The 24,380-nt window shown below is 36.8% G+C and carries 21 protein-coding genes, 1 other RNA gene and 1 pseudogene; 18 read left to right on the top strand and 5 right to left on the bottom strand.

Translation table 11 applies throughout. The annotated features are described in order from the left end of the window. Window positions 1-4: 4 nt before the first annotated feature. From smpB to ssrA, 3 genes are all read left to right on the top strand, one after another. Window positions 5-469 (top strand): SsrA-binding protein SmpB, encoded by a 465-nt coding sequence (gene smpB, locus MKZ25_RS15805; protein ID WP_340733152.1) that lies wholly within the window; start codon window positions 5-7, stop codon window positions 467-469. Between the two features lie 189 nt (window positions 470-658). Next, window positions 659-1,036, top strand: coding sequence for a helix-turn-helix domain-containing protein (locus MKZ25_RS15800; protein ID WP_340733151.1), 378 nt, complete (start codon window positions 659-661; stop codon window positions 1,034-1,036). A 265-nt stretch (window positions 1,037-1,301) separates the two neighbouring features. Continuing rightward, window positions 1,302-1,658: a transfer-messenger RNA gene (ssrA, locus tag MKZ25_RS15795) on the top strand. A 364-nt stretch (window positions 1,659-2,022) separates the two neighbouring features. Here ssrA and MKZ25_RS15790 read toward each other — a convergent pair. Both MKZ25_RS15790 and MKZ25_RS15785 read right to left on the bottom strand, forming a co-directional pair. Further along, window positions 2,023-3,282, bottom strand: a complete 1,260-nt coding sequence (locus tag MKZ25_RS15790; RefSeq protein WP_340733150.1) for a hypothetical protein — start codon at window positions 3,280-3,282, stop codon at window positions 2,023-2,025. 563 nt (window positions 3,283-3,845) lie between these two features. Continuing rightward, entirely contained in the window at window positions 3,846-4,388 is a 543-nt protein-coding gene (locus MKZ25_RS15785; protein WP_340733149.1) for a hypothetical protein, read from the bottom strand. Window positions 4,389-5,052: 664 nt separating this feature from the next. Between MKZ25_RS15785 and MKZ25_RS15780 the strand changes: the two genes are divergently transcribed. The 3 genes from MKZ25_RS15780 to MKZ25_RS15770 all read left to right on the top strand — a co-directional run bounded on the left by MKZ25_RS15780 (window position 5,053) and on the right by MKZ25_RS15770 (window position 8,022). After that, window positions 5,053-5,571, top strand: a complete 519-nt coding sequence (locus MKZ25_RS15780; RefSeq protein ID WP_340717194.1) for an RNA polymerase sigma factor — start codon at window positions 5,053-5,055, stop codon at window positions 5,569-5,571. After that, the gene (locus tag MKZ25_RS15775; RefSeq protein WP_340733148.1) at window positions 5,555-6,604 is read left to right on the top strand and encodes a DUF4030 domain-containing protein; all 1,050 of its coding nucleotides are present in this window, start codon (window positions 5,555-5,557) and stop codon (window positions 6,602-6,604) included. Before MKZ25_RS15780 ends, MKZ25_RS15775 begins: the two co-directional genes overlap by 17 nt. A gap of 233 nt (window positions 6,605-6,837) precedes the next feature. Further along, window positions 6,838-8,022, top strand: a complete 1,185-nt coding sequence (locus tag MKZ25_RS15770) for an FtsW/RodA/SpoVE family cell cycle protein (protein WP_445326872.1) — start codon at window positions 6,838-6,840, stop codon at window positions 8,020-8,022. A 414-nt stretch (window positions 8,023-8,436) separates the two neighbouring features. Here the strand turns inward: MKZ25_RS15770 and MKZ25_RS15765 are convergent, their stop codons facing one another. After that, window positions 8,437-9,081: a hypothetical protein gene (locus tag MKZ25_RS15765; RefSeq protein WP_340733146.1), complete on the bottom strand. Its 645-nt coding sequence runs from the start codon at window positions 9,079-9,081 to the stop codon at window positions 8,437-8,439. Between the two features lie 217 nt (window positions 9,082-9,298). Here MKZ25_RS15765 and MKZ25_RS15760 point away from each other — a divergent pair, with 217 nt between their 5' ends. The 6 genes and pseudogenes from MKZ25_RS15760 (at window position 9,299) to MKZ25_RS15735 (ending at window position 13,743) form a co-directional block, all read left to right on the top strand. Next, window positions 9,299-9,865: a hypothetical protein gene (locus MKZ25_RS15760; protein ID WP_340733658.1), complete on the top strand. Its 567-nt coding sequence runs from the start codon at window positions 9,299-9,301 to the stop codon at window positions 9,863-9,865. Next, window positions 9,795-9,953: pseudogene (locus MKZ25_RS15755) on the top strand (GNAT family N-acetyltransferase); the annotation flags it as partial. The gene MKZ25_RS15760 and the pseudogene MKZ25_RS15755, both read left to right, overlap by 71 nt. 144 nt (window positions 9,954-10,097) lie before the next feature. Next, window positions 10,098-11,555: a DUF7309 domain-containing protein gene (locus MKZ25_RS15750; RefSeq protein ID WP_340733144.1), complete on the top strand. Its 1,458-nt coding sequence runs from the start codon at window positions 10,098-10,100 to the stop codon at window positions 11,553-11,555. 367 nt (window positions 11,556-11,922) lie between these two features. Next, a complete protein-coding gene (locus MKZ25_RS15745; protein WP_340733142.1) occupies window positions 11,923-12,495 on the top strand; it encodes a TetR/AcrR family transcriptional regulator in 573 nt (190 codons plus the stop codon). Window positions 12,496-12,608: 113 nt separating this feature from the next. Continuing rightward, complete coding sequence (locus MKZ25_RS15740) at window positions 12,609-13,400, top strand: SDR family NAD(P)-dependent oxidoreductase (protein ID WP_339173291.1); 792 nt, start codon at window positions 12,609-12,611, stop codon at window positions 13,398-13,400. 139 nt (window positions 13,401-13,539) lie between these two features. Then, window positions 13,540-13,743, top strand: a complete 204-nt coding sequence (locus MKZ25_RS15735) for a hypothetical protein (protein ID WP_340733141.1) — start codon at window positions 13,540-13,542, stop codon at window positions 13,741-13,743. A 136-nt stretch (window positions 13,744-13,879) separates the two neighbouring features. Here the strand turns inward: MKZ25_RS15735 and MKZ25_RS15730 are convergent, their stop codons facing one another. Then, window positions 13,880-15,475: a DUF4153 domain-containing protein gene (locus MKZ25_RS15730; RefSeq protein ID WP_340733140.1), complete on the bottom strand. Its 1,596-nt coding sequence runs from the start codon at window positions 15,473-15,475 to the stop codon at window positions 13,880-13,882. Window positions 15,476-15,679: 204 nt separating this feature from the next. On the opposite strand from MKZ25_RS15730, the gene MKZ25_RS15725 reads away from it, so the two are divergent. From MKZ25_RS15725 to MKZ25_RS15705, 5 genes are all read left to right on the top strand, one after another. Further along, on the top strand, window positions 15,680-16,552 hold the full coding sequence (locus MKZ25_RS15725; protein WP_340733139.1) for a MurR/RpiR family transcriptional regulator: 873 nt from the start codon (window positions 15,680-15,682) through the stop codon (window positions 16,550-16,552). Window positions 16,553-16,557: 5 nt separating this feature from the next. Further along, a complete protein-coding gene (locus MKZ25_RS15720; RefSeq protein ID WP_340733138.1) occupies window positions 16,558-17,673 on the top strand; it encodes an amidohydrolase in 1,116 nt (371 codons plus the stop codon). Beyond that, entirely contained in the window at window positions 17,670-18,482 is an 813-nt protein-coding gene (locus MKZ25_RS15715; protein WP_340733136.1) for a GNAT family N-acetyltransferase, read from the top strand. The genes MKZ25_RS15720 and MKZ25_RS15715 overlap by 4 nt, the downstream gene beginning before the upstream one ends. Further along, entirely contained in the window at window positions 18,479-19,585 is a 1,107-nt protein-coding gene (gene menC / locus MKZ25_RS15710; protein ID WP_340733135.1) for an o-succinylbenzoate synthase, read from the top strand. Before MKZ25_RS15715 ends, menC begins: the two co-directional genes overlap by 4 nt. Before the next feature lie 90 nt (window positions 19,586-19,675). Continuing rightward, entirely contained in the window at window positions 19,676-20,773 is a 1,098-nt protein-coding gene (locus tag MKZ25_RS15705) for a YkvI family membrane protein (protein ID WP_340733134.1), read from the top strand. A 329-nt stretch (window positions 20,774-21,102) separates the two neighbouring features. Here MKZ25_RS15705 and MKZ25_RS15700 read toward each other — a convergent pair whose 3' ends face one another. Then, entirely contained in the window at window positions 21,103-23,196 is a 2,094-nt protein-coding gene (locus MKZ25_RS15700) for an InlB B-repeat-containing protein (protein WP_340802317.1), read from the bottom strand. Between the two features lie 658 nt (window positions 23,197-23,854). Between MKZ25_RS15700 and MKZ25_RS15695 the strand changes: the two genes are divergently transcribed. Continuing rightward, complete coding sequence (locus MKZ25_RS15695) at window positions 23,855-24,364, top strand: DUF421 domain-containing protein (protein WP_340733132.1); 510 nt, start codon at window positions 23,855-23,857, stop codon at window positions 24,362-24,364. Window positions 24,365-24,380: the final 16 nt, after the last annotated feature.

Genomic DNA, 24,380 nt, shown 5'->3' with positions numbered 1-24,380 from the left:
ACGAATGGCAAAAGGCGCAGGGAAAGTTTTAGCTCAAAACAAAAAAGCGAGCCATGATTACTTCATAGAAGAAACGATTGAAGCAGGGATGGTACTGACAGGAACGGAGATTAAATCCGTACGTGGTGCCCGTGTCCAGCTGAAGGAAGCGTATATTAGTATTATGGGTGGAGAAGCATGGGTAAAAAATATGCATATTTCGCCATTCGACCAAGGGAACCGCTACAACCATGATCCTTTACGCGAACGCAAGCTGCTCTTACATAAAAAGCAAATCAGTGAATTAGTCGGTGCCGTAAAGCGTGACGGCTACACAATCGTTCCGCTGAAAATGTATATTAAAGACGGCTATGCGAAGCTATTGATCGGTCTTGCAAAAGGTAAGAAAGATTACGATAAACGTCATGATATGAAGAAAAAAGAAGCGAAGCGTGATATGGAACGTGCTTTCAAGGATCGCCAGCAGTAAGCGGAAACCTACGTATTTAACAGCATTTATAGATTGACCAAAAAGAGATGTGTGAAGTAAATTTGTTTATTTTTAACACATCTCTTTTTTTCGCCAAAAAAAGTGGTTTTCAATCTAGAAGATGGGGGTACACAGGTAAAGTGAAGTAAAAGCAAGGTTAAAACTATAAAATTTGAGGTGTTTTGGTCAATGGCATTAGCATACGTAGGGGGACTTCCAGAAGTGAATGGATTACGCAACGCAGAATTGGTCGATAAGATTGTCATTTTAGTAGAAAAGTATAGTGTACATGCCGATTGTTTGGCATTAGTTGAGGATATAATTGCCGGTGAGTATCCGGACTATAATAATATTTTCGAACAGCAAGTCGGGATGCCGGTCAATGAATATATTACGAAAGTTCGCTTACACAAAGCAGAAGGATTACTGGAAGATACGCAAATGGACTTCAAGGAAATTTCAAAAATGATCGGGTTGAACGGTTACTTTGAATTTACGCAGATGTTCAAGCGATTCCACGGTGTCACACCGGTAGACTACCGCAATCAATTATATAAACAAGGCTAAGAAAATATTGGCAGGATACGAGAGAAGCACAATTACTTGCAAGCTTAGCCGTTTTGTCATATAATTTACTGTACTAGCCAGTGTGTATCTACTCATACGGTACACGATATCTGCCTTCAGCAGATAAGCCTTTGGCAAATGTCACAGATTTTTAAAGGAAACTTTTTGAGTGAACTCAAAAAAATCTGGACGGCAATTATGCCGAGGCATAATTGATGAGCCAATAAAGCTCATTTCCGAACTTAACTCGGGTTTACTATTACTCGGGGACGTTACGGATTCGACAGGGGTGGTTCAAGCTCTGGTCGCGCGTCGGAGGTCTCGTCTTCGTCAACAACGGAAGTTATATAATAACTGGCAAACAACAAAACTTCGCTTTCGCAGCTTAATAGCGCGTAGCACTCAGCCTGTCTATCGCCCATGTAGACTACGCTGGGTTCAACTTAAGTGGGATACGATCGTTGGCACCACCTGAGTCAACGGTAAGAGATTTCCAGGTTAGCGATTCGGACGCCTGTTTGTCGGCATAAGAATTCGCGAATTGCAAGTAGACAAACTACACGCGTAGAAGCCGGCGTATTGGAGCTTCTGGACGTGGGTTCGACTCCCACCGTCTCCATACATAAAGTGGCTGTAAATGCAGTCATATTGTGACGTAAAGCATAAGTTTTCCATTTGGAAAGCTTATGCTTTATTTTTTTTGCGGAAATCTTATGGTTGATTTTAAGAGAAACTTGCGTTATTTTTTATCCTTAATTTATTTTACTAAATACGGTATTTACCACTTGGATACATACAAAATTGGTCAGATTTGGAAAGTTTGTGTCTTAAATTTATAGAAGTTGCTAAGGCATTGGATACTAGCGCTTTTATATTAAGTCAACCAAATACACAATAGGGAAATCAAACAAAGACGAAAAATAAATGTATTGAAACTGCATTAGTTATTTGAATAATTTATAGCATTTATTTTTTAAAATATTCTATCAGCTATTCTTTAAAAAGAATACTACTTCAAAAGTAAAAAACGTAGCATAAAATGTTTTTAATAATAAATCTGCAAATTCTATTAAATACAAATTAGATGATTTATTATTATCTTTAAAATGAATTAATTGTTGATCTGATTCAACACTATAAGAATAGTGACCTATACTATTTCTAATTTCATTATTTAATACTTTGGTTATATCGTATGAAGAGAATATATTCTCTTCTTCAAAGAATTCAATCTTATAACCTTTTTTTCTAACTTTGTGATTATAATCTTTAATTGAATTAATATTTTTAAATTTTATCCTATTGCTTTCATGAAATGTATCGCGATTTTTTCTCAACTTGATATTTTGAATCCCTAATAAAACTGGTAGGGCCGAAGATAAAACTTCAAATGCTTCAACATAGTAATTCTTTAAAACCTCGAAATCAGTGGTTAGAATACCCTTTTTTACTTTTATTTCATCTAAATCTTCGGTATTAAGAGAAGTAGATAATATAATCGGCCAGATATAACTATAGTACTTCGAAAAGTTATCCAATAAATGAAGAAGTTCGGATTCTGAATAATTGAGTAACTCTTCTAAATCTATTTTTAATTGATGTATTTCTGCACTATGATTTTTCTTTAAATCAGATAATAAATTTCTAAAACTTTGTATTTCTACTAATTTATTACTGTTGATTAGGAAAGGTAAAAATGGCTTATAAAGGACTTCTAACATTTTATCAAAATAATCTATCTTTAAAACTTCACCTAATAATACTGGTTTAACAAATTTATTTGAAAGAAGTTGTCTGTCTAGATATTTATAGTTTTCCATTTTATATAATTGCCATAATCTGTTAGTGACCATATAATCATTTGAAAAATTTTCTGTAACATAATTTAAAAATATCTGTCTTTTCATTTTTAGCTCGAATGAAATATTCTCTATCATGAAAGGAGAGATATATAAAGTCGGATCATCTGGATCAAATTCTTTAATTTTATCGGTATAAAATTCTGTTGCCACTTGAAGAACGTGACTTTCTTTTTCGAATTCCACTGTATCTTTAGCATTAATACAAGAAAACTCTTTAACAAAACCTTTTTCGGGGTTTTCATTCCATATCAAGTGACCAGTAATTCTAATTTTACACTCTGGACAAGAATAGCTAAAACTATTTTGGAGTTCATATCCTGCATATACTTTTAATCGAATTGTGTTACTACAAACTTCACATTTTAAATGTAAATTATAATTCATATAATCTCTTCCCTTGTTAAGTGCTTTACTTCAATCTTTTTGTCATATTATCATAAGACGTTAACTTCTCCCATTTATACAGTACTATAACATTTTTACTTAATATCTATCATCAAGCTTTGGTATATTCACGTTCTTTGTCATGTTCCTAATTTGGCGATTTTTCCTCTCAAACAAAAACCACTCCATCCGTGATATAGGGTGTCATACCTTATATTAAAGTGTTCTTATTCCACGATCGGGCCATATTGTGGAATAACACTGCAACGATAAATGAAGCAATTTGTTTATGCTATCTGTATAAAAGGTTATAAATAAAGTTACTTTAAAAAAAACGAACGCAGTTATATCAACGTTTGTTTCTTTTTTTCTCTCCAAAATTTCAGTATAGAACGTTATTATGTATGCGGTTGTATAGTTATCACATTGATGCAATAAGCACAAACTTGTATAATTTTTCAATCTAAATTCATTATTATGATGGGGAGCATGTAAAACCTTCCACATCATTGTGGAGGGCCTGTCTTTAATTTAAATTCTTAATAGTTACCTATAAAACATACTTACCATAATCCCATTGTCTTACCGTACGATTCGACTTCAGGATTTAATTTTTTGATTTCAGAAGCTTTTAATACAATATTCGACAACGGTGTTTCCAGTTCATCTTTAAAATTTGCAACTGTCGTTTTGAATTGGGCCACTTTTTCTTCCCGGATGCGAACGTAGAAGGAAACTGTATCTGCCCCGTTTATATCATCTTGTTTTAAGAAAAAATACATTTGATTTAGTACGTGCTGAGTCCCAATCCCAGCTTTAGCATCGTCATTTAAATCTATCTGCAAAGTAATATGCTTATTTGTGCTACGTGCATCTGTTACTGTCACTGATTTGGCATATTCAAAAAAAGATGTATCAATTTGAGGTTCATTAGCTGCATCTACAGTCTCATTTGCCTCTTTCTCTATCATTTCTTCCTTCACGTTTTCTTTTGCTTCTTCTTCAACAATCACTTCTTCTGCTTCTATAGGCTCTTTATCAGCTTCATCGCTACACGCTACTAAAAGTAATGCAGATAATGCACCTATCCATAATAATTTCTTCAATGTAAAACCTCCTTGATTAAATTACCAACATTTTACCATAACGAGGACACGTAAAATAAAGATTTACGAGGTAATTTAAAATTTTATTACAAAGCTACAGCAAACACTGATTTTTTATAGAAAGAAACCAACTGTATTGAAATAAAGATTGATCAAACAGTTGGTTCTTTATTTATCCTGTTTGGTTTTTAGTTAAAAGTTTTAATATTTCGGGGGATTTGAATCTGAAGTTGGATAATAAGAGAATATATGTAAGTATTCTAAAAAAAAGGTTTCCAAAATAAAGCTAAAGATGTTAGATTTATAGCCTTATTGAGCTACCTAATTTCATTATTCATGCTGAAAATTTGTGGATTACAAAAAACAAACTTCAACAATGGGGCGCGATTCTTCAATAAGAAGATCGTGTTTTCTATTATAGGGCCATATTGAATAACATCTTTTGGGGGAGTGTTATAAAAGAATGCCCCACCGTTTAAAAAAAGCACTAAGGCCCTCACAATTGGGCGCGATTGTTAAAAGGAAAGTGCGGAAAGCGCTTTTTAAATTGCATAAAAATTCCGGAATGAAGTTTAATTTTATGTTTTTAATTTTTAGTTTTAAAAAAATCGTGACGAAGTTAGTTTAATTTACGTCTAAGTATATAGAAAAGGAGGGAGCAGCTTTGCAACAAGAGGAGTTGACCAAATGGATTGAACAATACGGTGAATCGGTATTAACATACATACTATTAATCGTGAGAGACTACCAACAAGCAGAAGATTTAACACAGGAAACATTTATAAAAGCCTATAAGCACCAACATCAATTTGAACAAAAATCCTCTGTGAAAACATGGCTATTTAGCATCGCACATAATGTCACCAAGGACTATTTCCGAAAAAAACATCCGTTGCAGCACTTTTTCGGTTTAACGATGGAAGAGAAAGATTACAAGCCAATGCCCGAGCAAATCGCAGCAATGAATTTTCAAACAGAACAATTATACAGAACGATTCAACAATTAAAGCCTACATACAGGCATGTCATCATCTTGCGAAAGTTAAAAGAATTTTCAACTGCAGAAACAGCTCTTATTTTAAACTGGTCTGAGAGTAAAGTGAAAATGACATTAACAAGAGCGTTAGTTCAACTGAAAAATGAGTTGATAAAGGGAGGGTTTACCAGTGAAATTTACAGATGAACAATTTAGTGAACTCGAAGAAGAATTAAAGATAACGGAGAAATCCAAAAATCAACTTAAATATAAGATTTTGCAGAATATAAATAAACGTGAAAAGCATAATAGAAAACGGTATTTTGGGATTGTTGTTGCGGTTTGTATGCTATTTATCATTACTTCACCGTTTTATTCACCCACAATGGCGAGGGTAGCGGAGAGAATATTACCAATTTCTATTACTCCAAGTTATTCAAATGGTCAGTATAATCCAGATTTAACATCCCAACTTGCAGAATTAGTCGAAAGGGAAGGATACTCTTTTAATTCAGTAGGAATCAAGCCATCGCCATATACGATAGAAATATCGCTTATATTGAAAGATTCTACATTAAAACAGGCAACAGAAAATCTCGAACCAAAGGTAACAAATTTTCTATATGAAAATGGTTATGACCAGTATGAATTAATAATTTCTGAAGGAACTGAAGAACAAATTCCTCCAAAGACTGAAGAGGATGACACATACGAAAAAGTACGCGAGATAGTGAAAGAAGTATTCTCAGCCTATGGATATGCCAAGGAAGCAGATTATGAATTAGCTGGGTTACAAGAAACATGGTTTTCCAATATTGTTTTAATTGATATGCCTGACCATGTCGATGAGTCCAATGAAATTGTTAAGGATATCGAAAAAGAAATAGAAGCACAGGATATAAATATTAAGGATATTAAAGTAAGTACTTTTAATTTAAAACATCGCCTACAAGATAACCGTTGGGGTTATATTTCATCTGATATATATAATGCAATGGCTGGGAAATCCACTTATCAAGTGACTGGGCTCTCCTATAAGGTAAGGAAAGGACACTCCTATGTTTCAATCAAAACGGATTTTGAACAACCACCTTCGGAAGGAATAATAGAAAAAATTGAATTAGCTGTACAAGATTACTTAGCTTTAACGGATACGAAAGAGGTAATACAAAGTGACAAATATACGATTCAATTCCTATTAAAGAATGGAGAGGAATCGTTTATTAAAATAAAAAACTAAATTAAATAGGAACTCATAGTCTTTAATTATTTTGATAAATGTTTAAATCTCTTTTCAACTTTTCATCTTGAAAAAAGGGCGCGATTCTTCAATAAGAAAATCGCGTTTTCCGTTATAGGGCCATATTGATATTGTTGAATAATCTTCTTTTTGGGATTTGTTGATACTATTAGAACTTTTTTTGTAAACGTATTCGTTATCTATAATACATTTACCGAAAGGAATGTGAACTTGTGAATGAAAAAAGTCAAATCATGAAGAAAATCGATTGGATATTAGTTGTGATTATATTCATCTTTTTCTGTATTAGTTTATTAGCTATTTCTTCTGCACAAACAACCAGTTATACAGGTATCAATTTTATACCCAGGCAAGTAATCTATTATGGAATTTTAGGGTTTATAATACTCTGTGTCATGTATTTCGATATTGAACAATATAAAAAAATTACTTGGTATTTATATGGCATTGGCATTCTATTACTCGTCACTTTAATATTTATGCCAGAAGGAAAAGGACAAATTGGTGAAATCATCAATGGAGCAAAAAGTTGGTATCATACCCCTTTAGGAAATATTCAACCATCTGAATTCATGAAAACTTTTTACATATTGGCTTGTGCCAAAACAATCAGTTTGCATAATGAAAAACATTATTTACGTACATTAAAAACTGATTTTTATTTATTAATTAAAATATTAGGCTTACTGGTTGTGCCATTCTTACTTGTATTTAATCAACCTGATTTAGGTTCAGCACTTGTTTTTATCGCTATTACAATTGCTTTAATACTCGTGTCCGGAATTTCATGGTTGATAATAACACCATTAGTAACCGTAGGAATAGCAGCTGGAAGTTTTGTTATATGGATGGTTTTTAATATGCAAGATTTTTTGAAAGATAATTTTGGCATTGAGCCTTATAAATTGGGACGTATATTTTCATGGTTTGATCCTTATACCTACGCTTCCGATGAAGGTTTTCAATTAATATCTTCACTAAATTCAATTGGTTCAGGTGAAATATTTGGTAAAGGTTATTTAAATCGTGAAGTATATGTAGTTGAAAATCATACAGATTTCATTTTTACAGTTATTGGTGAAGAGTGGGGATTTATTGGAGCAAGTTTTGTCATTTGTATGTACTTTTTGTTAATGTACCATATGATTAAAATTGCGATGAAAATTAAAGATCCATACAGTACATATATTTGCACAGGGATTATCGCAATGATTACATTCCATGTCTTTGAAAACATCGGTATGACAATTCAATTACTACCGATTACAGGTATCCCATTGCCGTTAATTAGTTATGGAGGTAGTTCATTAATGGGTAACGCACTTGCGCTCGGCTTTATTTTTAGCATGCATTATCATCATCGTTCCTATTTGTTTGATGTTAATGAGGATGATTAATTTTAATTTGAAGTAACTAAAATTAATTTGTTAAAAAATCAGGCGTTTTCCTTGAATAAGGAAGGGCCCTGTTCCGTTAAATGGCCCTATAATTGAACACAACCTAGTTATCTAGTTTACAATTTAGGAGATATTGTTAAAAAGTATTCTTACATTGAATTTAAATATTGGGGGTGTAAAATGAAAAAAGCTTCAATTTTAATGATAACAGTCGTTTTATTAGTTCTCGCATGAAAAGGGGTTGTTTATTAATTGGCTTTGTTAAAGCTTATTGTTGTTTAAGATTTAAAAAAACAGAACCTCCAGAGATTGGAAGTTCTGTTTTTTTATAATGTCTTGTTTAACTAAAGCCCCCGTTACTTTAAGTATGAACTTCCACATTCTTTGATATGTAAAAAAAGTGTAGATAGAAAACTACAACATTCCCCAGAACAAATTTATTTCAGCAGTAAGAAAGCGAAGAATCAATCCAATAGCAACCACCTTTATTATTTGTTTTGGAGACTGATACAAAACAAATATGATCGCTATCCAGAGTAACAATTCTAGATTATATTTAATGTAAAAATACCAAACTCCAAACCCGAAAGTCTGTCTTGAAATAAACATAAATATAATTGATGAAATAGACATAGCAAATATACCTTTCCCTTTTGCATACCAACATACAAAAGCAAAAAGTGGCGAAATACAAGTCATTATAATCCAAATCATCATATAAGATTTAGGGAAAAAACCAGCTACCAGAACTGTGTATAGATAATAGCTACTAACCATGCCTACAAAAAACAAAAATACATTTATAGCAGACCAAATAGGTGATTTACTATACACAGATATAACTACCGCAAGGAAAATCCAAACTCCCATGCGAGAAAAAAAGTTTCCTATATCTAATATTTCAAGAAAATAGGGTAAATAATTACTTGGAGTTGTATCAAGCACCTTGGAAATTACGCCTAAAATAACCCCTATGATAAATATTGAAGCAGAATATAATAATTTTCTTGATAGCAATATTTTTATTGGTCTACGAATCTCATTAAAAAAATTTATCATTTATTCCCCCAAAATATAAACAATCTTTATTTTATTTTACAGTGAATGAATATCTATTAACTTCTTTTTGATCAATCCTGCCCCTTTAGTTGAAGAAGCATCAGTGTTTATACAGCGAATTTAGTTAACCTAAGTGTATCATACGTTTCCATATTTTGTATTTGATCTCGGCTGGAACTCACTTATTTCTATACTCATCCGTAACAATAGAAACGAAGTGGTAACAACTTTTGAAATAAAAGAAAGTGAAAATATCAAACCGATTTATCCGCTTGTCAGCACATACCATCAAGATACAGAAGTACTCGGAGAGAAAATTACGCATTTTACATTGCCCATCGAAACTGACCCAACGTTTTTTGAAATTGAAAGCTACTTTGTTCAACTACTCACTTACACCGAGCCATTTACTTTTAAAAGAAACGAAAAAACTAGCTTCAACTATTTAGGCCATTTGTACACCATTTATGATACACAATTAAAAGATGGCGACCTACAACTCCATATCAAAGTAGATGGACAGCCTAAAATCATCCCTTATGGATGGCAGATCAATGTTGATGGAAAAAGTCATCATAACGTTACTTTCGATAAAGTAGAAAATAATAAAACGTTCCTTACTGTTATTATTCGGGAAATGGAGACCATTCCAGAGGAAATGACGTTACTCCCTTATCGTGGTCTCTTACAAGAAAAGTTTAAATCACCAATTAGGGAACTCGAGTATTCAGCAGCTTGCTCTTTATCAAAAATGCGGCTTTCGATTAAAAGAAATCATTCATGACTATTTTGTCGACAATTATGATGAACCGATTTTTGAAAATGGCATACAGTGTCGGGATATGGTGCGGTTAGAGTTTAATTATCAGTAATTATAAACAGGGATTATAAATTGAAAAGTTTTTTATTCTATTAAACTTATAAATCATAAGAAAGTTTTATAAAATAGTGTAAAAATATGAATTTTACAGGATAATTAAGTAAATTCTATTAAATTAATTATCGGAGGCGTTAATGTGCACCAAATTCGAATTCAAAGTATAAAAAATCCTACTATTTATCGTATTGTTCAAGTATCTGAAAGTATGAGCCTTTTTGATTTGGATACAGTTATATCAACGGCATTCTCGATAGAAGATGAAAGCGATGTGTTTTTTGAATTTTTTCAAGTAAAGGGAAAAAAATCGCATCAAGTGATTCCACTCTATAGTGAGAGTTATGATGAATTTGAAAGCTTGGAAGAAACGGTTGGAGAATGGTTTGTAAAGATTGATGATGGAATGGATTATATGACTGAAGCCGGAATAAAACTAAAGCTTACATTAGAAAAAGTAATTGAAATTGAAGATGTAGAAGCTTGTATCATAGATGGACAAGGGGATTTATTTTCAAAACGAAAAAATATTGATATTGATGCGTTAAATAAAGTACTGCAACTGGAAATGGAGTTAGATAGAAGTTTATTTTCTGAAATTGAGAAAGGTTTAATGGACAATTTATTTCCGGATTACTTAACATTATTCGAGGTAGCAGACGAGTTTAAAAAACTGAAGCCTTGGCAGTATTTTAATAATGAAGATATTATTGCGGTTCAGTTAAATGATATGAAGTACTTTATTTCTGTTATGGGAGCTGGTGGCCAGGAATATGGATTAATGATGTATGATGAAGCCTTTGGTTATCAATCATTAGAGAAAATTATTAACGGTGAAGCTTTATCGGATGATTTTTCAATTGATATGAGTGCATTAACGGTGAATTATGTTGACCGAGATGAACTTGATAAAGAAGATTATGAACTAATTAAAGAACATGGCTTATCGTTCCGCGGGAAGAAAAACTGGATTGCTTTCAAAACATTTGAACCTGGATTTGTTCCGATGCAGCCGGATTATGATGAAGTAGAAACGATGATTGAGTTAATAGAACTGATGATTCAAGTAACCAAAATGCGGATGAGTGGCTGGGAATATCCGATGGTGCCAATGTATGGCTATCCTCTATTTGAAGTGCAAAATGATGGCGAAGTGGATTTGTTAGGCATTATTGAAATGGAACGAATTGAAGATTGGGTGCTCGAGATTGATGTAAATGATTTAGAAGTTGCAAAAATAAAAAAGAAGCAAAAGAGTCCACTAGAAATAGAATTTGATTATTTTTATATGCCTTATGCAGTAGACGGGGAGGAGGAACGTCCACTGTATCCTCTTATAAATATAATAGTTAATCATACTACTGGAGAAGTTATTCACCATGAAATTGTTCCATTTCGGAAACATTCGTTTGTTCAGCAATTGTTGTTTTGGAATATGTTAAAGGATTTAGCGGTTCTTCCTAGTAAAATATTCGTATCAGCAGAAGTATGTCGTATTTTAATGCCGGTTGCAAAGCTTGTTGGAATCGAATTGGTAGTAAGTGAGCTACCAAACGTTGATGAGTTTAGAGAAATGTTGAAGTTTAATCCACCTTTTTAATTTAAAAAGTGCTAGGTACTCAGATAATTATTTTTAATTAAACTATGCTAACAAGAAATGAAGGTAGAGAAGCCATACAGACTTCACTACCTTCATTTTATTTTCGATGTTTTTCTTTGTAGCAATGTGCACAGCCATCATATTCTTGTGGATAAATTACAGTGTAGTCGACAGCCGTATCAAGTCTATTTTTACTACTGATTTCAGAAATTCTACACGCTGAAACTGTATAGGCAGTGCGATGAACTTCTTTATCTTGACTATTATAACTAGTGTGAGTGCCTGATACTTATGTTATATATAGTATAATTGATATTAATAAATTCCTTTAAATTTATAATCTTGAACTAAGAAGAGTGGTGCATGCATGGTGGAAAAAGAAAAAGTTTTGCACGAAACAGCGCTTAAAATTATGCGTAGTTTTCATAAGCTTGTCATGGATAAGGATTTTACGAAGCTTACGGTTGCTGAAATTTGCGAGGCCGCACAAGTTTCACGAAAGACGTTTTATAAATACTTTAAAGATAAAAACGATATCGTTGAGCAAATATTAATTAAAGACATTATTGCACCGATGGAGAAGTTGCGAGAGCTATATATAAATATGGACTTACCATCAGGAATGATTCTGGAGTGGCAATATCAGCAATTTTACAAGGAACGCAAATTTTATGAACGCATTAGTGCATTTACAGGGCAAAATTCTTTTTATGAATTTGTATTAAAGCATTCGGGTGAAATCATATCGAATAAATTAAAACCGTTAAAGCTATCTGACTTAGAGCATGAATATATGACTTACTTCTATGCGTCATCACATACAATGCTACTCGTGAAATGGATGAAAGATGGTATGCTGATTCCACCAAAGCTGATGGCATCCTACTATGAGCGATGGACACTTCCTATTTTTCAAAATTATGATGAGCAAGGTAGGTAACAAATGGTTTAAATTGTTTCCTTTAGCGTAACACTTAGCGTAAAGTCGGAATCGTTTATCATATGTAGCACATCTTATACTATAGTTAATGACAAATTGAAGGAGTGTTTGATATGCAATTAAAAGATAAACGCATTATCGTGACTGGTGGCGCAAGTGGTATCGCTGCAGGTACTGTTCGTGCTTATGTACGTGAAGGTGCAACAGTAGCAGTTCTAGATATTAATGAAGAAATGGGTCAACAAACAGTAAATGATGTAAATGCAGAAGCTGGTGTAGCGGGGAAAGCAACATTTTATCGTTGTAATATCGCGAATCAAGAAGAAGTATTCTCTGTATTTGAACAAGCCGCAAAAGATATGGGCGGTTTAGACGTTTTAGCACATATTGCAGGTGTTGAAAAATTAAAACCTGCTGAAGAATATACGCCAGAGGATTTAGCGTTCCAATTAGGCGTAAACATTAACGGTACAATTTATACAAACCAAGCAGCGTGCAATATTTTCAAGGAGCAAGAGGGAGAAGGGAATATCATCAACTTCTCTTCTGATACAGCTTCAACAGGTATGCCAGGTGGTGCATTATATTCTGCTTCAAAAGGTGCTGTATATTCTTGGACACGCACAATTGCATACGAATGGGCATTGAAATACGATATCCGTGCAAACTGTGTGAACCCAACGATGAAAACACCAATGTACGAGCACTATTTAAACAACTTAACTGATGAAGCCCGTGCAAAGTTTTTAGAAGCTGAACGTCTGAAAGTACCTTTCCGTGGTGAAATGGGCGATGTAGATCGTGACATGGCACCAGTAATGGTATTTTTAGCATCAGATGCATCAGGCTTCATTAATGGTCAAATTATTCCGGTAAACGGTGGCCGTAATATGTTACGTGGATAATTTCCCACAAGTTATAACAGTTCTGCTTAATAAAATATTATACTCACAGTTCGATATAGCCCTCTAAAATATAATTGAGCGGAATGAAAAGGATCACTTTTATGAGTGGTCTTTTTTGGCATTATAGGACTTGATCGTTATGAAAGAAGCGCAATTCATTGGTACGTTAGGTATGCCAATCAGTGGTTTTCCTCGCCTCCTAAGCTTAGTGGAGCAAGGGCACTTACAACCTGGCAAAATGGTCACAGCCGAAATCTCACTATCAGAAGTACCAACGATCTTCGATAAAATGTCCCGCTTCGAAACAAAAGGTACTTATGTCGTAACAGATTTCACGAAGTAACAAAAAGCAAAAGTACGAGGCTAAAAACCTGTAACTATGAGCTACAAATAACATACAACACTAAAAACGGTGGCGGCTGAAGGGGAATCCTTTAGCTACCACCGTTTTTATAATTGTAATAAATAATTTCGCTTCCTTACTCCTTCACCTGCACAAAAACATATAGCTCCGCATTGCGTTGATTGCGATGGGATTGAGCATGTTGTACGATGATTTGCAGCTTCGCGCGGTCGTTTTCTGCGATTAGAGTAGCTTCTTCTACAGATAACCTTCTGTAATCACTTGTTAAGAGGGTGTCTAGCTCCTCCAACGGCCATACTAATAGCTCTTGCTCGTCTTTCATTATCACGAGCTGATCCTTCTGTATACGGAGCTCCGTATCGTTTGTTAATTCAAAGCGTCTATGCAGTGAATTTTGTGAAATGGATACTTGAACAAAATAGTCGTAACCATCGATCGCAGTAATAATCCGTTCGTCTCCATTTAAGTTAGCTGTATAATAGACTTCATTCGTGTAATCTTTATATTGTGGGGAGAAACCAAAAATTTTCTCGAAAGGTTGATCTGGCAGCCACGCCACACGATATTCCATTCGCTGTAAATAATCAAATTTCTCCGTAATGAATTGCTTATCCTCCATAGAAATATCCGGATTCGGTTGAACTTCTCCATCGTACATACCGAGCGATTGTAACCGCTCCTGCAGCAGATTTTCCTGATTGTGTTTACTAATCGTAAAGGCATCAACAGGCGGGATGACAGAAAGTAAACTAAACAAGATAAAAATCGGTGCAACAAGCCATTGCTTTTTTGGCATGAATGTAAGGATCACTGCGATGATGATGGCAAATAAACCGAACAAAATAACAAAATATCGGCCATGCGTAATTCCGGCCTCACCAATTTTCATGATGGAGACAACGAGTTGATAAAGCACAATGACAAGTAATATTTTCGGGAAAATGAGACGGAACCATTTCGTTAATGCATTAGTAATTACATTGCTTAAAAAGTACACGACGAGTACAGTTGTCACGAAAGACACTAATAATGGCTCGAGTAAATTTTCCGACCAGTCGGTGAAATGCAGTGCAATATAAATCACTAAAATCACCGCATACACCATTGTCAGCGGTACAATGACGTACGAAATTAACACCTCAAGAATATGGGCTGACTCTGCTTTCTTCATCGTCAGGGACAGGAAGAATAATGGAGTAAACAATCCAAATACAGTAGCTGCGATATACCCGATGATAGTTGAATTAACTGGAAACAGTAAATAATTGATCGCTGCATAAACAAGCATTAATCCAACAAAGATGACGATGGAGAAGAAGGCTGTGATGAGTATGCTTTTGAAAATATGGAAAAAACGTGCACTGAAATTTTCCTCTCCGCGCCAAATAAAGCCCATCATGAGCGCACTTACAACAATGCCTGTTTGGATCGCTAATATGAGATCATTTGAGCTGCTAATCAAGAAGAAAAGACCTGTAAAAATGATTGCGATGCTATACGTTATGACCCGTTTGGCAAATAAGTCTGCTACAGATGCAGCGAATACAGCAACTACAAGCGCTGCCAACCATTTTTCATAGTTTGTCACAGTACCGCTAATTTCTGCTACATTCAAGATGAATAAAACAAGTAAGAGTCCAGTAACGAGTGGAAATGCTTTGATTGCATCGGTTATTCCTGCAAACTGTTGAAAAATTCGATTAAACCTCATCAAAGATACCCCCTTTATGTCTTCATTATATGCTTTTAATTTATATGCTCAAGTTAATCATTTTCATTGAATTGACAAATTAATAGATTTATTAGTATGAACTTTCAGAAAACTTATTGCCTTTTACCGATGAGTATGTTAAATTACTATTCAACGTTTGAAGTTTAAACTTCAAAAAACAAATCGTGAAGGAGTGGCTTCTTTTTGGGAATTATAGCAAGCACGATTACCGAACGGATTGAGGCGCATTTTGATCAGCTTTCAAAAGCGCAGAAAAAGGTTGCTCAATTTGTCCTGAAAAATCCAACTTATATTGGTGTACATTCGGCTAGTGAAGTAGGTGTTAGTGCAGGCACAAGTGAAACAACGGTGATCCGATTCTGTTATGCGATTGGCTTGACGGGCTATGCACAGCTCCAAAAGGAAGTCACGATGTTCGTTTTTGGAAACAATACGAATAGTACGTTAGGCAATTATGTGGCATCAAAGGAAGCATTATTTCATGAACCGCAGCTTGCAGAAAAGGTCATGGGACAGGTAAGCAATCAAATCATCAATATTGCCCAGCAAATCGACCCGGACCAATTCCAAGATGTCACAAGACGCATGCATCAAGCATCGACGATTTATTTAATCGGTGCGGGTGCTTCACAATTTGCAGGACATTGGCTGACATTCACATTAAATATTTTACGACCAAATGTACAAGTCGTTGAGCCACACACAGGTGCGCTGATCCGTACATTACAGGATATGGATGAGGATGCATTAGTCATCGTCATATCATTGCACCGTTATTATAAGGAATCCATTGCATTAGCGAAAATGTTTCATGAGCAGGGGGCCTACACGGTGGCAATGACGGATTCAAATGTGGCACCGATTATCGCTCATGCAGATACTGCATTTGTATTGCAGCAAACGGAGCTTTCGACGATAGATATCATGCCGGCACTGATTGCTTTTATGAATACACTCGTTGTGGGCATGGTGTCGCATGATCCGGCGTTTTATGAGCAACAACGCAAAAAATTTGATGATTTTCAAAATAGTTTTTTAGCAGATCGATGGAGTTGAGTCATATGGAGAAAAGTTTAAACCAAATATTTGAGCATTTACATCATCATCCTGAAGTGAGTTGGCAGGAGGTAGAAACGACACAATTTATTGCAGAACAGCTCACACAAGCAGGGCTTACCCCCATATTGTTTGAGGGGATGACGGGTTTGTATGTGGATATTGGTCCTGGTATCCCGAAAGTTGGCTTCCGCACAGATATCGACGCCCTATGGCAGGAAGTAGATGGGATCTTCAAGGCCAATCACTCCTGTGGGCATGATGGACATATGACGATGGCACTCGGTGTAGCATTTGCCTTGCAAAAAATGCATCTACCCGGTGCAGTACGGATTATATTCCAACCGGCAGAAGAAAAGGCAGGCGGTGCGAAGGCGATTGTGGAACGCGGTGTAGTCGATCCGTTGCAGTTTTTGTTTGGTACACATGTACGCCCGCTTGTGGAACTGGCAGAAGGGTATCATGCACCAGCGATCTATCACGGGGCAGCAAAACTTATTAACGGCACCATTACTGGAATCGAAGCACACGGCGCAAGACCAGAGCAGGGGATAAACGCAATTGAAGTTGCCGCTGCACTTGTAGATGCGCTAAAACGTATATGGATCAAACCTGAGGAAAGCGCCTCGATTAAAATGACCCAGATTCAGGCAGGAGGAGCATCGACAAATATCATTCCAGGTACCGCGACATTTAGTTTAGATGTGCGCGCACAGACGAATGACACGATGGATGCACTCACAGCGGGTTTACAAAAGGCCATTGATGCTGTCAGTACATTATACGGAGCAGCCATTACGACAACAATTGGCGCTCATATTGCGGCAGCACAGGTCGATGAAGAAGCAAAAGCGATTATGCGACAGGCGATTATTGAAACGGTTGGAACCGAGTATTGTGCACCGGCTATCGTGACACCGGGAGGCGAGGATTTTCATTTTTATGCATATACAAAACCGCATTTAAAAACGACGATGCTCGGCTTAGGCTGTGGTGTCACACCGGGGCTGCATCATCCGCAAATGACCTTTAACCAAGATCAGCTTGGGACAGGCGTAGAAATAATCAAGCGGGCACTACTTGGCGCGTTACAGCATTTAGAAAGAAGCGATCAACTATGATTTTAATAAAAGAACTAACGACAATGGAAGAAATGCAGCAAGTGCAAGTGCTTGAGCAGCAAATTTGGCAAATATCCCCCCTGCCGACACATCAAACATTAACGGCGGTCAAGCATGGCGGCATTATGGTAGGAGCCTATGAAGGCGAAACACTGGTCGGCTTCAGTTACGGCTTTGCGGCACTCAATAATGGCAAAACTTATTTATGTTCACATATGCTTGGCATTGATGAGGCCTATCGTTCTCGAAAAATCGGTGAAAAGCTGAAATATAAGCAGCGTGAAATCGCCATTCAAAAAGGTTATGACCTGATGGTATGGACATTTGATCCACTTGAAACACGCAATGGTTACTTGAATTTAACAAAGCTTAACGGCATTTGTGATACGTACATGGAAAACTGCTACGGCGAAATGCAGGACGGCTTTAATAAAGGCTTGCCATCGGATCGTTTTGAGGTGCATTGGCATTTAACGTCTGATTATGTAGCGCAGTCCATCCAGCCTGATTTCGAAAATCCGGCACCGCTTGGCGAGATGGTTTGGGAGCAGGAAAGTTTATGCAAGAACAAGTTACATAACGTAGATTTCACGAAGCCTGCTTATGCTTTACCTGTTCCAAAGGATTTCCAACTATTAAAGGCAACGAGTCAGGAGCATGCGATGCACTGGCGATTAGCTGTGCGAGAAACTTGCCAGGCATTATTTGCAGCAGGCTACGCAGCAGTTCGCCTGCAGCAGCAGGAAGCGTGGAATGAATATATTTTTGTACGAAAAGACACATTGGCACTTGGAGGAACGCAATCATGAAAATTACCGAAATTACAATTAGACATTTACAAATGAAGCTAAAGGCACCTTTCACAACAAGCTTTGGTACGTTTACAAATAGAGATTTTTTATTACTGGAAGCAAAAGATGAACAAGGGACAATCGGCTGGGGGGAATCGGTAGCATTCCACTCACCATGGTATAACGAAGAAACGTTGAAAACGAACTGGCACATGCTGGAGGATTATTTGATACCGTTAATCTTAAATAAAGAGATTAACCATCCAGATGAAGTAAGTGCGATTTTCGAGCCAATCCGTAAAAATAATATGGCGAAATCAACAATTGAAGGTGCGATTTGGGATATTTATGCCCAGCAAACTAATCAAACACTTGCCGCTGCACTTGGCGGGACAAAGGATCAAATCGAGGTAGGCATCAGTATCGGAATCCAAAAATCGATCGATGATTTAGTTGCTGTAGTAGATGAATATGTGCGTGAAGGCTACAAGCGGATCAAAGTGAAAATTAAGCCCGGCTGGGATGTAGAAGTGATGCGTACACTCCGTGAAAAATTCCCGGATGTGGCGATTATGGCAGATGCCAACTCTGCTTACCGTCTGGAAGATGCGGCACTTTTAAAGCAGCTCGATGAGTTTAACTTAACAATGGTGGAACAGCCGTTAGCTTCGGATGATATTATCGATCACGCAACACTGCAAAAGCAAATGACAACACCGATTTGCTTGGATGAGAGCATTCACTCATTGGAGGATGCACGTAAAGCAATCGAAATCGGTGCGACAAAAATTATTAATATTAAAATCGGTCGTGTCGGCGGCTTAACAGAAGCGAAAAAAATCCATGACTATTGCGACTCAAAGGGCATCCCGGTATGGTGTGGCGGCATGCTGGAGTCGGGTGTGGGACGTGCACACAATGTAGCACTGACAACTTTATCGAACTTTATTCTGCCAGGGGATACGGCAAGCTCGAATCGCTACTGGGAAAAGGATATTATCGAGCCTGAGGTAGTGGCGGAAAACGGTTATATCCAGGTACCGCAAACAGCCGGCATCGGTTATGCGATCAATCGTGAAACAGTGGAATCTTATACAGTCGATAAGAAAACATATAGCTAATACAAAACAACTCCTTAAGCATGAATGTTTGTGCTTAAGGAAATTTACGGACTATTTTATCAGAAAATTCAATCAATAAGAAGGTGCACTATGAAAAGAAGTTTACAAATAGGAGGTGCTTTCGTCGGTTTAATAATCGGCGCGGGCTTTGCCTCTGGTCAGGAAATCATGCAGTACTTTACAAGTTTCGGTACCCTAGGGCTGATCGGGGGAATTCTCGCTTCATTAGCCTTTGCCTTTTTAGGTATGACATTAGCACAGCTAGGCTCGGAAATGCAGGTCTCTTCACATAAAGGGGTTATTTATCAAATTAGTGGTCGTTATTTAGGCTTCATTTTAGACTTCCTGATCACGTTCTTCTTATTTGGGGTTGCGGTGGTGATGTTTGCAGGTTCAGGCTCTACATTCAATCAAATGTTTGGCATTGATCCTATGGTGGGCAGCATTATCATGGTTGGTTTAACGATTGCGACATTATTATTGAATGTGAAAAATATCATCAATATTATTGCGAGTGTAACACCTTATTTAATGGGGGTTATCTTTGTGATATTAATCTACTCGATTTTTACGATGGATCTTTCGTGGTCACAAGCAGATAGCTTGGCGAAGGAGCAGCCGGCAGCGGCAGGCAATTGGTTTATGGGCGCATTATTATATGTTTCATATAATATCGCTGCGGGTGCTGCGCTGTTGATCGTGATGGGTGGTACGGAGAAAGATAGTAAAGTAGCAGGGCGCGGCGGTATTTTTGGCGGAATTATGCTGGGGTTATTAATTATTTTAATCAATGTCGCGATGTTCGTGAAAATTGACGTGGTGGCAGGGGTGGATATGCCAACATTAGAACTAGCAAATCAAATTCATCCGGCAGTAGGTATTCTTATGTCAATCGCACTCTTGGGGATGATGTACAATACGGCAGTCGGTATGTTCTATGCCTTTACCGTACGCTTCTTTGCACCAGAATCCAAGTCATTCAAGCCAGCTGTCATCGTCGTTGGTTTGGCAGGATTTGCTGCAAGTCTAGTTGGCTTCACAAATTTAGTAGGGAAAGTTTACTCAACGATGGGCTATTTAGGGTTTGCTTTAATTCTTGTCGTAATTGTTGCATGGATTCGACGAAAAAAGTTGAAACAAACGGAATCTGTGCCTTTTAAACAACTTTCAAATAGGGAAGTGTCCTAGAAATACTTTTTCCCGGAAAGAGATGTGCCGTATCTGGTGCGTCTCTTTTTTATTACTGACTAATTTTGTGAATTACTTTTTATTAAGCTTTTAGAAAGATTTTGTGATATAGCATCTTCTAGGTTCAATGATTTATTCTTCTCAGGATTAGCACGATAATGTTTAATTCTTCATCGTATATCAAACTTCTACTTCACACTTCATTCCCATTCTTTGAAGTAAAAATTTCTTATTGAATAAATAACATCGCAGAGTAATGAAATGAAGTTAAATAATACAAAAAACCACCTACTCAGCTGACTTATAATCAGAGTAGGTGGCCTAGTAATTTATAAATTTAACGCTCTGTGTAGGAATGCGACAAATTGCGCACGTGTAACGGGCTCATTAGGCTGGAAATTGCCATTATCACCAAACGCAATCCCATTGTTTGCGAGTGTTGAAATATAACCTTGTGCCCAATGGTTTATAGGTACATCATTGAAGATAGTTCTATTTGTTGTACTTTCCTGTAAACCGAAAGCTAAAACAAGAACCTTTGCCATTTGTGCTCGAGTCATATATGCATTTGGGTTAAAATATTCGCTAGACACTCCGTCAAAAATTCCTGCCTCATAGACGCTCATAATTGAATCATAGTAAATGTGACTTGGTGATACATCGTTAAATACCATTGCTTTGCGAATAGCTGTTAACTCGAATGTACGCGAAAAGATGACTGCAACATGCTCACGTGTAATAGGGGCATTCGGTTTAAATGTCCCATCTAGGTAGCCGTTAACAATTTCACGACAAGCAATGTCAATAATCGCATCCTTTGCCCAATGCGTTGAAATATCTGAGAATTCAGCTGAGCATGCAGGGGGATTCGCAACCGCTATCCATTTCGCATACAGCGTCGTATTTTCTTTTATTGTATCTTCCGCAAAAAACCATTCATTCTTGAAAGCCGCTTCTTTATACCAGCCGGCAAATGTATACCCCACTTTGGTTGGTGGTACTGGTTGTGTTGCTTTTTTGCCATGTGCGATAGACTGCGCAGCTACAGCAGTGCCTTCATTTGTCATAAAGCTTAGTGTGTAAGTGTAGTTAGAACTACCTTCACCACCGCCCCCTATATTGCTCCACTTCGCATAAAGCGTCGTATTGCCAGTTACGACATCTGCATTAAAATCCCAAGCAGTAGAGAATGCCGCATCTTTGTACCAGCCGGCAAAGGCATAGCCGGGTTGAGTCGGTGTGGCAGGGGAAGCAATTTTTCCATTGTATCCAATGCGTTGGTCAGCAACAGCCGAGCCGCCGTTCGCATTAAACTTGACTGTGTAAGCGTTAGCTGTCCACTTCGCATAAAGTGTCGTATTGCCAGTCACGACATCTGCATCAAAATCCCAAGCAGTCGAAAACGCTGCATCTTTGTACCAGCCGGCAAAGGCATAGCCGGGTTGAGTCGGTGTGGCAGGGGAAGCAACTTTTCCATTGTATACAATGCTTTGGTCAGCAACAGCCGATCCGCCGTTCGCATTAAACTTGACTGTGTAAGTGTTAGCTGTCCACTTCGCATATAGCGTCGTATTGCCAGTCACGACATCTGCATCAAAATCCCAAGCAGTCGAAAACGCTGCATCTTTGTACCAGCCGGCAAAGGTATAGCCGGGTTTAGCCGGTGTGGCAGGGGAAGCAACCTTTTCATTGTATAAAATGCTTTGATCAGCAACAGCCGATCCGCCGTTAGCATTAAACGTAACTGTGTAAGGGTTTGCTGTCCGCTTTGCATAAAGTGTCATGCCACTCGTCACTACCCCCGTACTATCATCCCAAATAGTGGAGAAGGTCGCATCGCTGTACCAACCATCAAAAGAATAGTGCTCTTTGTTTGATTTCCAGAAGGCATCCGCTTTTATTGTCGGCACTCCTTCAAACGTGATGGTGTTGAGGGGGTTATATTCAAAGGCGTAATGGTTAATCGACGTGACACTAGCTGGAATTTTTAGATCGGTTAGATTATTGTTACCAAAAGCAGTTTGTCCAATAGTCTCTAAAGTATCAGGAAAAGTTATATGCGTTAACTTGTTTCCCTGAAAGGCAGCGATTCCAATATGCTTTATACCCGTTGGAATAGTTAAATCTACTAGTTGGTTTTGGGCAAAAGCCCTAGTGCCAATTTCCGTTATACTAATTGGAATGTCCAAATCTGTAATGCCTTTATTTAGAAATGCCTCTTCTTTAATGACGGTTACAGGCATCCCATTAATTGTGTCCGGAATGCTTACAGCGCCTCCTGGTCCATTATATTTTTCTATGGATACGTTACTACCGTTTACTTCGTATTTATAATCACCTTCAATAGCGGCTTTAACGGATACAGAGCTAAATGGAGAGAGCAGTAAAACAAAAATTACTAATATAATATTAATTTTTTTCAAGAACATTCCTACCTTTCATTTTTGTTATAGATGGCTAGCAACTATAGGAGAATTATTTCAAAATGGCGGTGCAAATAAGCTGTTTTATTCAAAATAACGATAGGTGCTTTAAAAACGTTAACATAGTCAAATGTAAAATAATAGTACTATTTAAGTTCGAGTCCAATACTTAACCACCTTATATAAACAAGTTCTTACAACGCATATTTTAATTAGTCATAGGTAAATCCATAGAGCATTTATTAATAAGGCTCGAATAGTGCTTATAAGCCTTGCAGTCGAACTCCTGATTTTGTGCTAATCAATCTATTATTGCTTCACCGCTTGAATTAGAATGTCGATGATTTTCTAAAACTTTATTTCGCCCCCCTCTATCGATAATTTATTTAGATGATTAGTAATCAATCAATTAAAATAGTACGCAATGTATAAATATATGATTTATGTGGTCATTAAATACGTAATGATTATTTTTTCAGGATGTATTTTTTTGTGTGATCAGGCATTAAATTAAAGCAATGAGCATTTGGAAGTTAGGAATGGGGTATAGAGAGTAGATACAGCAACTTAAATGGTTTTGAGAATTTATTAGATAAGAATTTTTAACCCGACGATTGCCTGCTTGAGCCGCTAATGATTACAGAGAGGAGCTGGTAGCATGTTCTCCATAACATTGGAAAGTTTTATTCGAATTATCACTGTTGGCATTCTTGCTTATGTCGGTCTCGTCTTCTTTCTGCTGACTTCCGGGAAACGGTCGTTAACCCAATTAAATGCTTTCGATTTAGTCGTAACAGTAGCAATTGGTTCTGTCCTCTCTACAATTTTATTGGATAAAAATGTGAGCTTGCTGGAGGGACTGTTAGCATTTGTCCTGTTGATCCTCTTGCAATTCCTATTGACATTCACATCTGTACGTTGGGAAAAATTCAATAAAATTATTAAATCCGAGCCGAGCCTGCTCTATTTGAACGGTTCATTTCTTAGAGAAACTATGAAAAAAGAAAGAATTAGCGAGGGCGATATACTGCAGTCTGTACGGAATGATGGAATCGGCGACTTAAAGGAAGTGAAAGCCATCGTTCTCGAAAACGATGGCAGCTTATCAGTTATTAACGGAGAACTGGGAAATTCCTTGGCTAATGTAAGGTTAACTAGAGAAAGCTAACAAAAGAAGCATGTCC

Origin of the sequence: Solibacillus sp. FSL W7-1464 (genome assembly GCF_038004425.1) — a bacterium.
GTDB lineage: Bacteria > Bacillota > Bacilli > Bacillales_A > Planococcaceae > Solibacillus.
The sequence above is the reverse complement of the archived record's forward strand: the minus strand, read 5'-3'. Positions and strand labels throughout refer to the sequence as shown.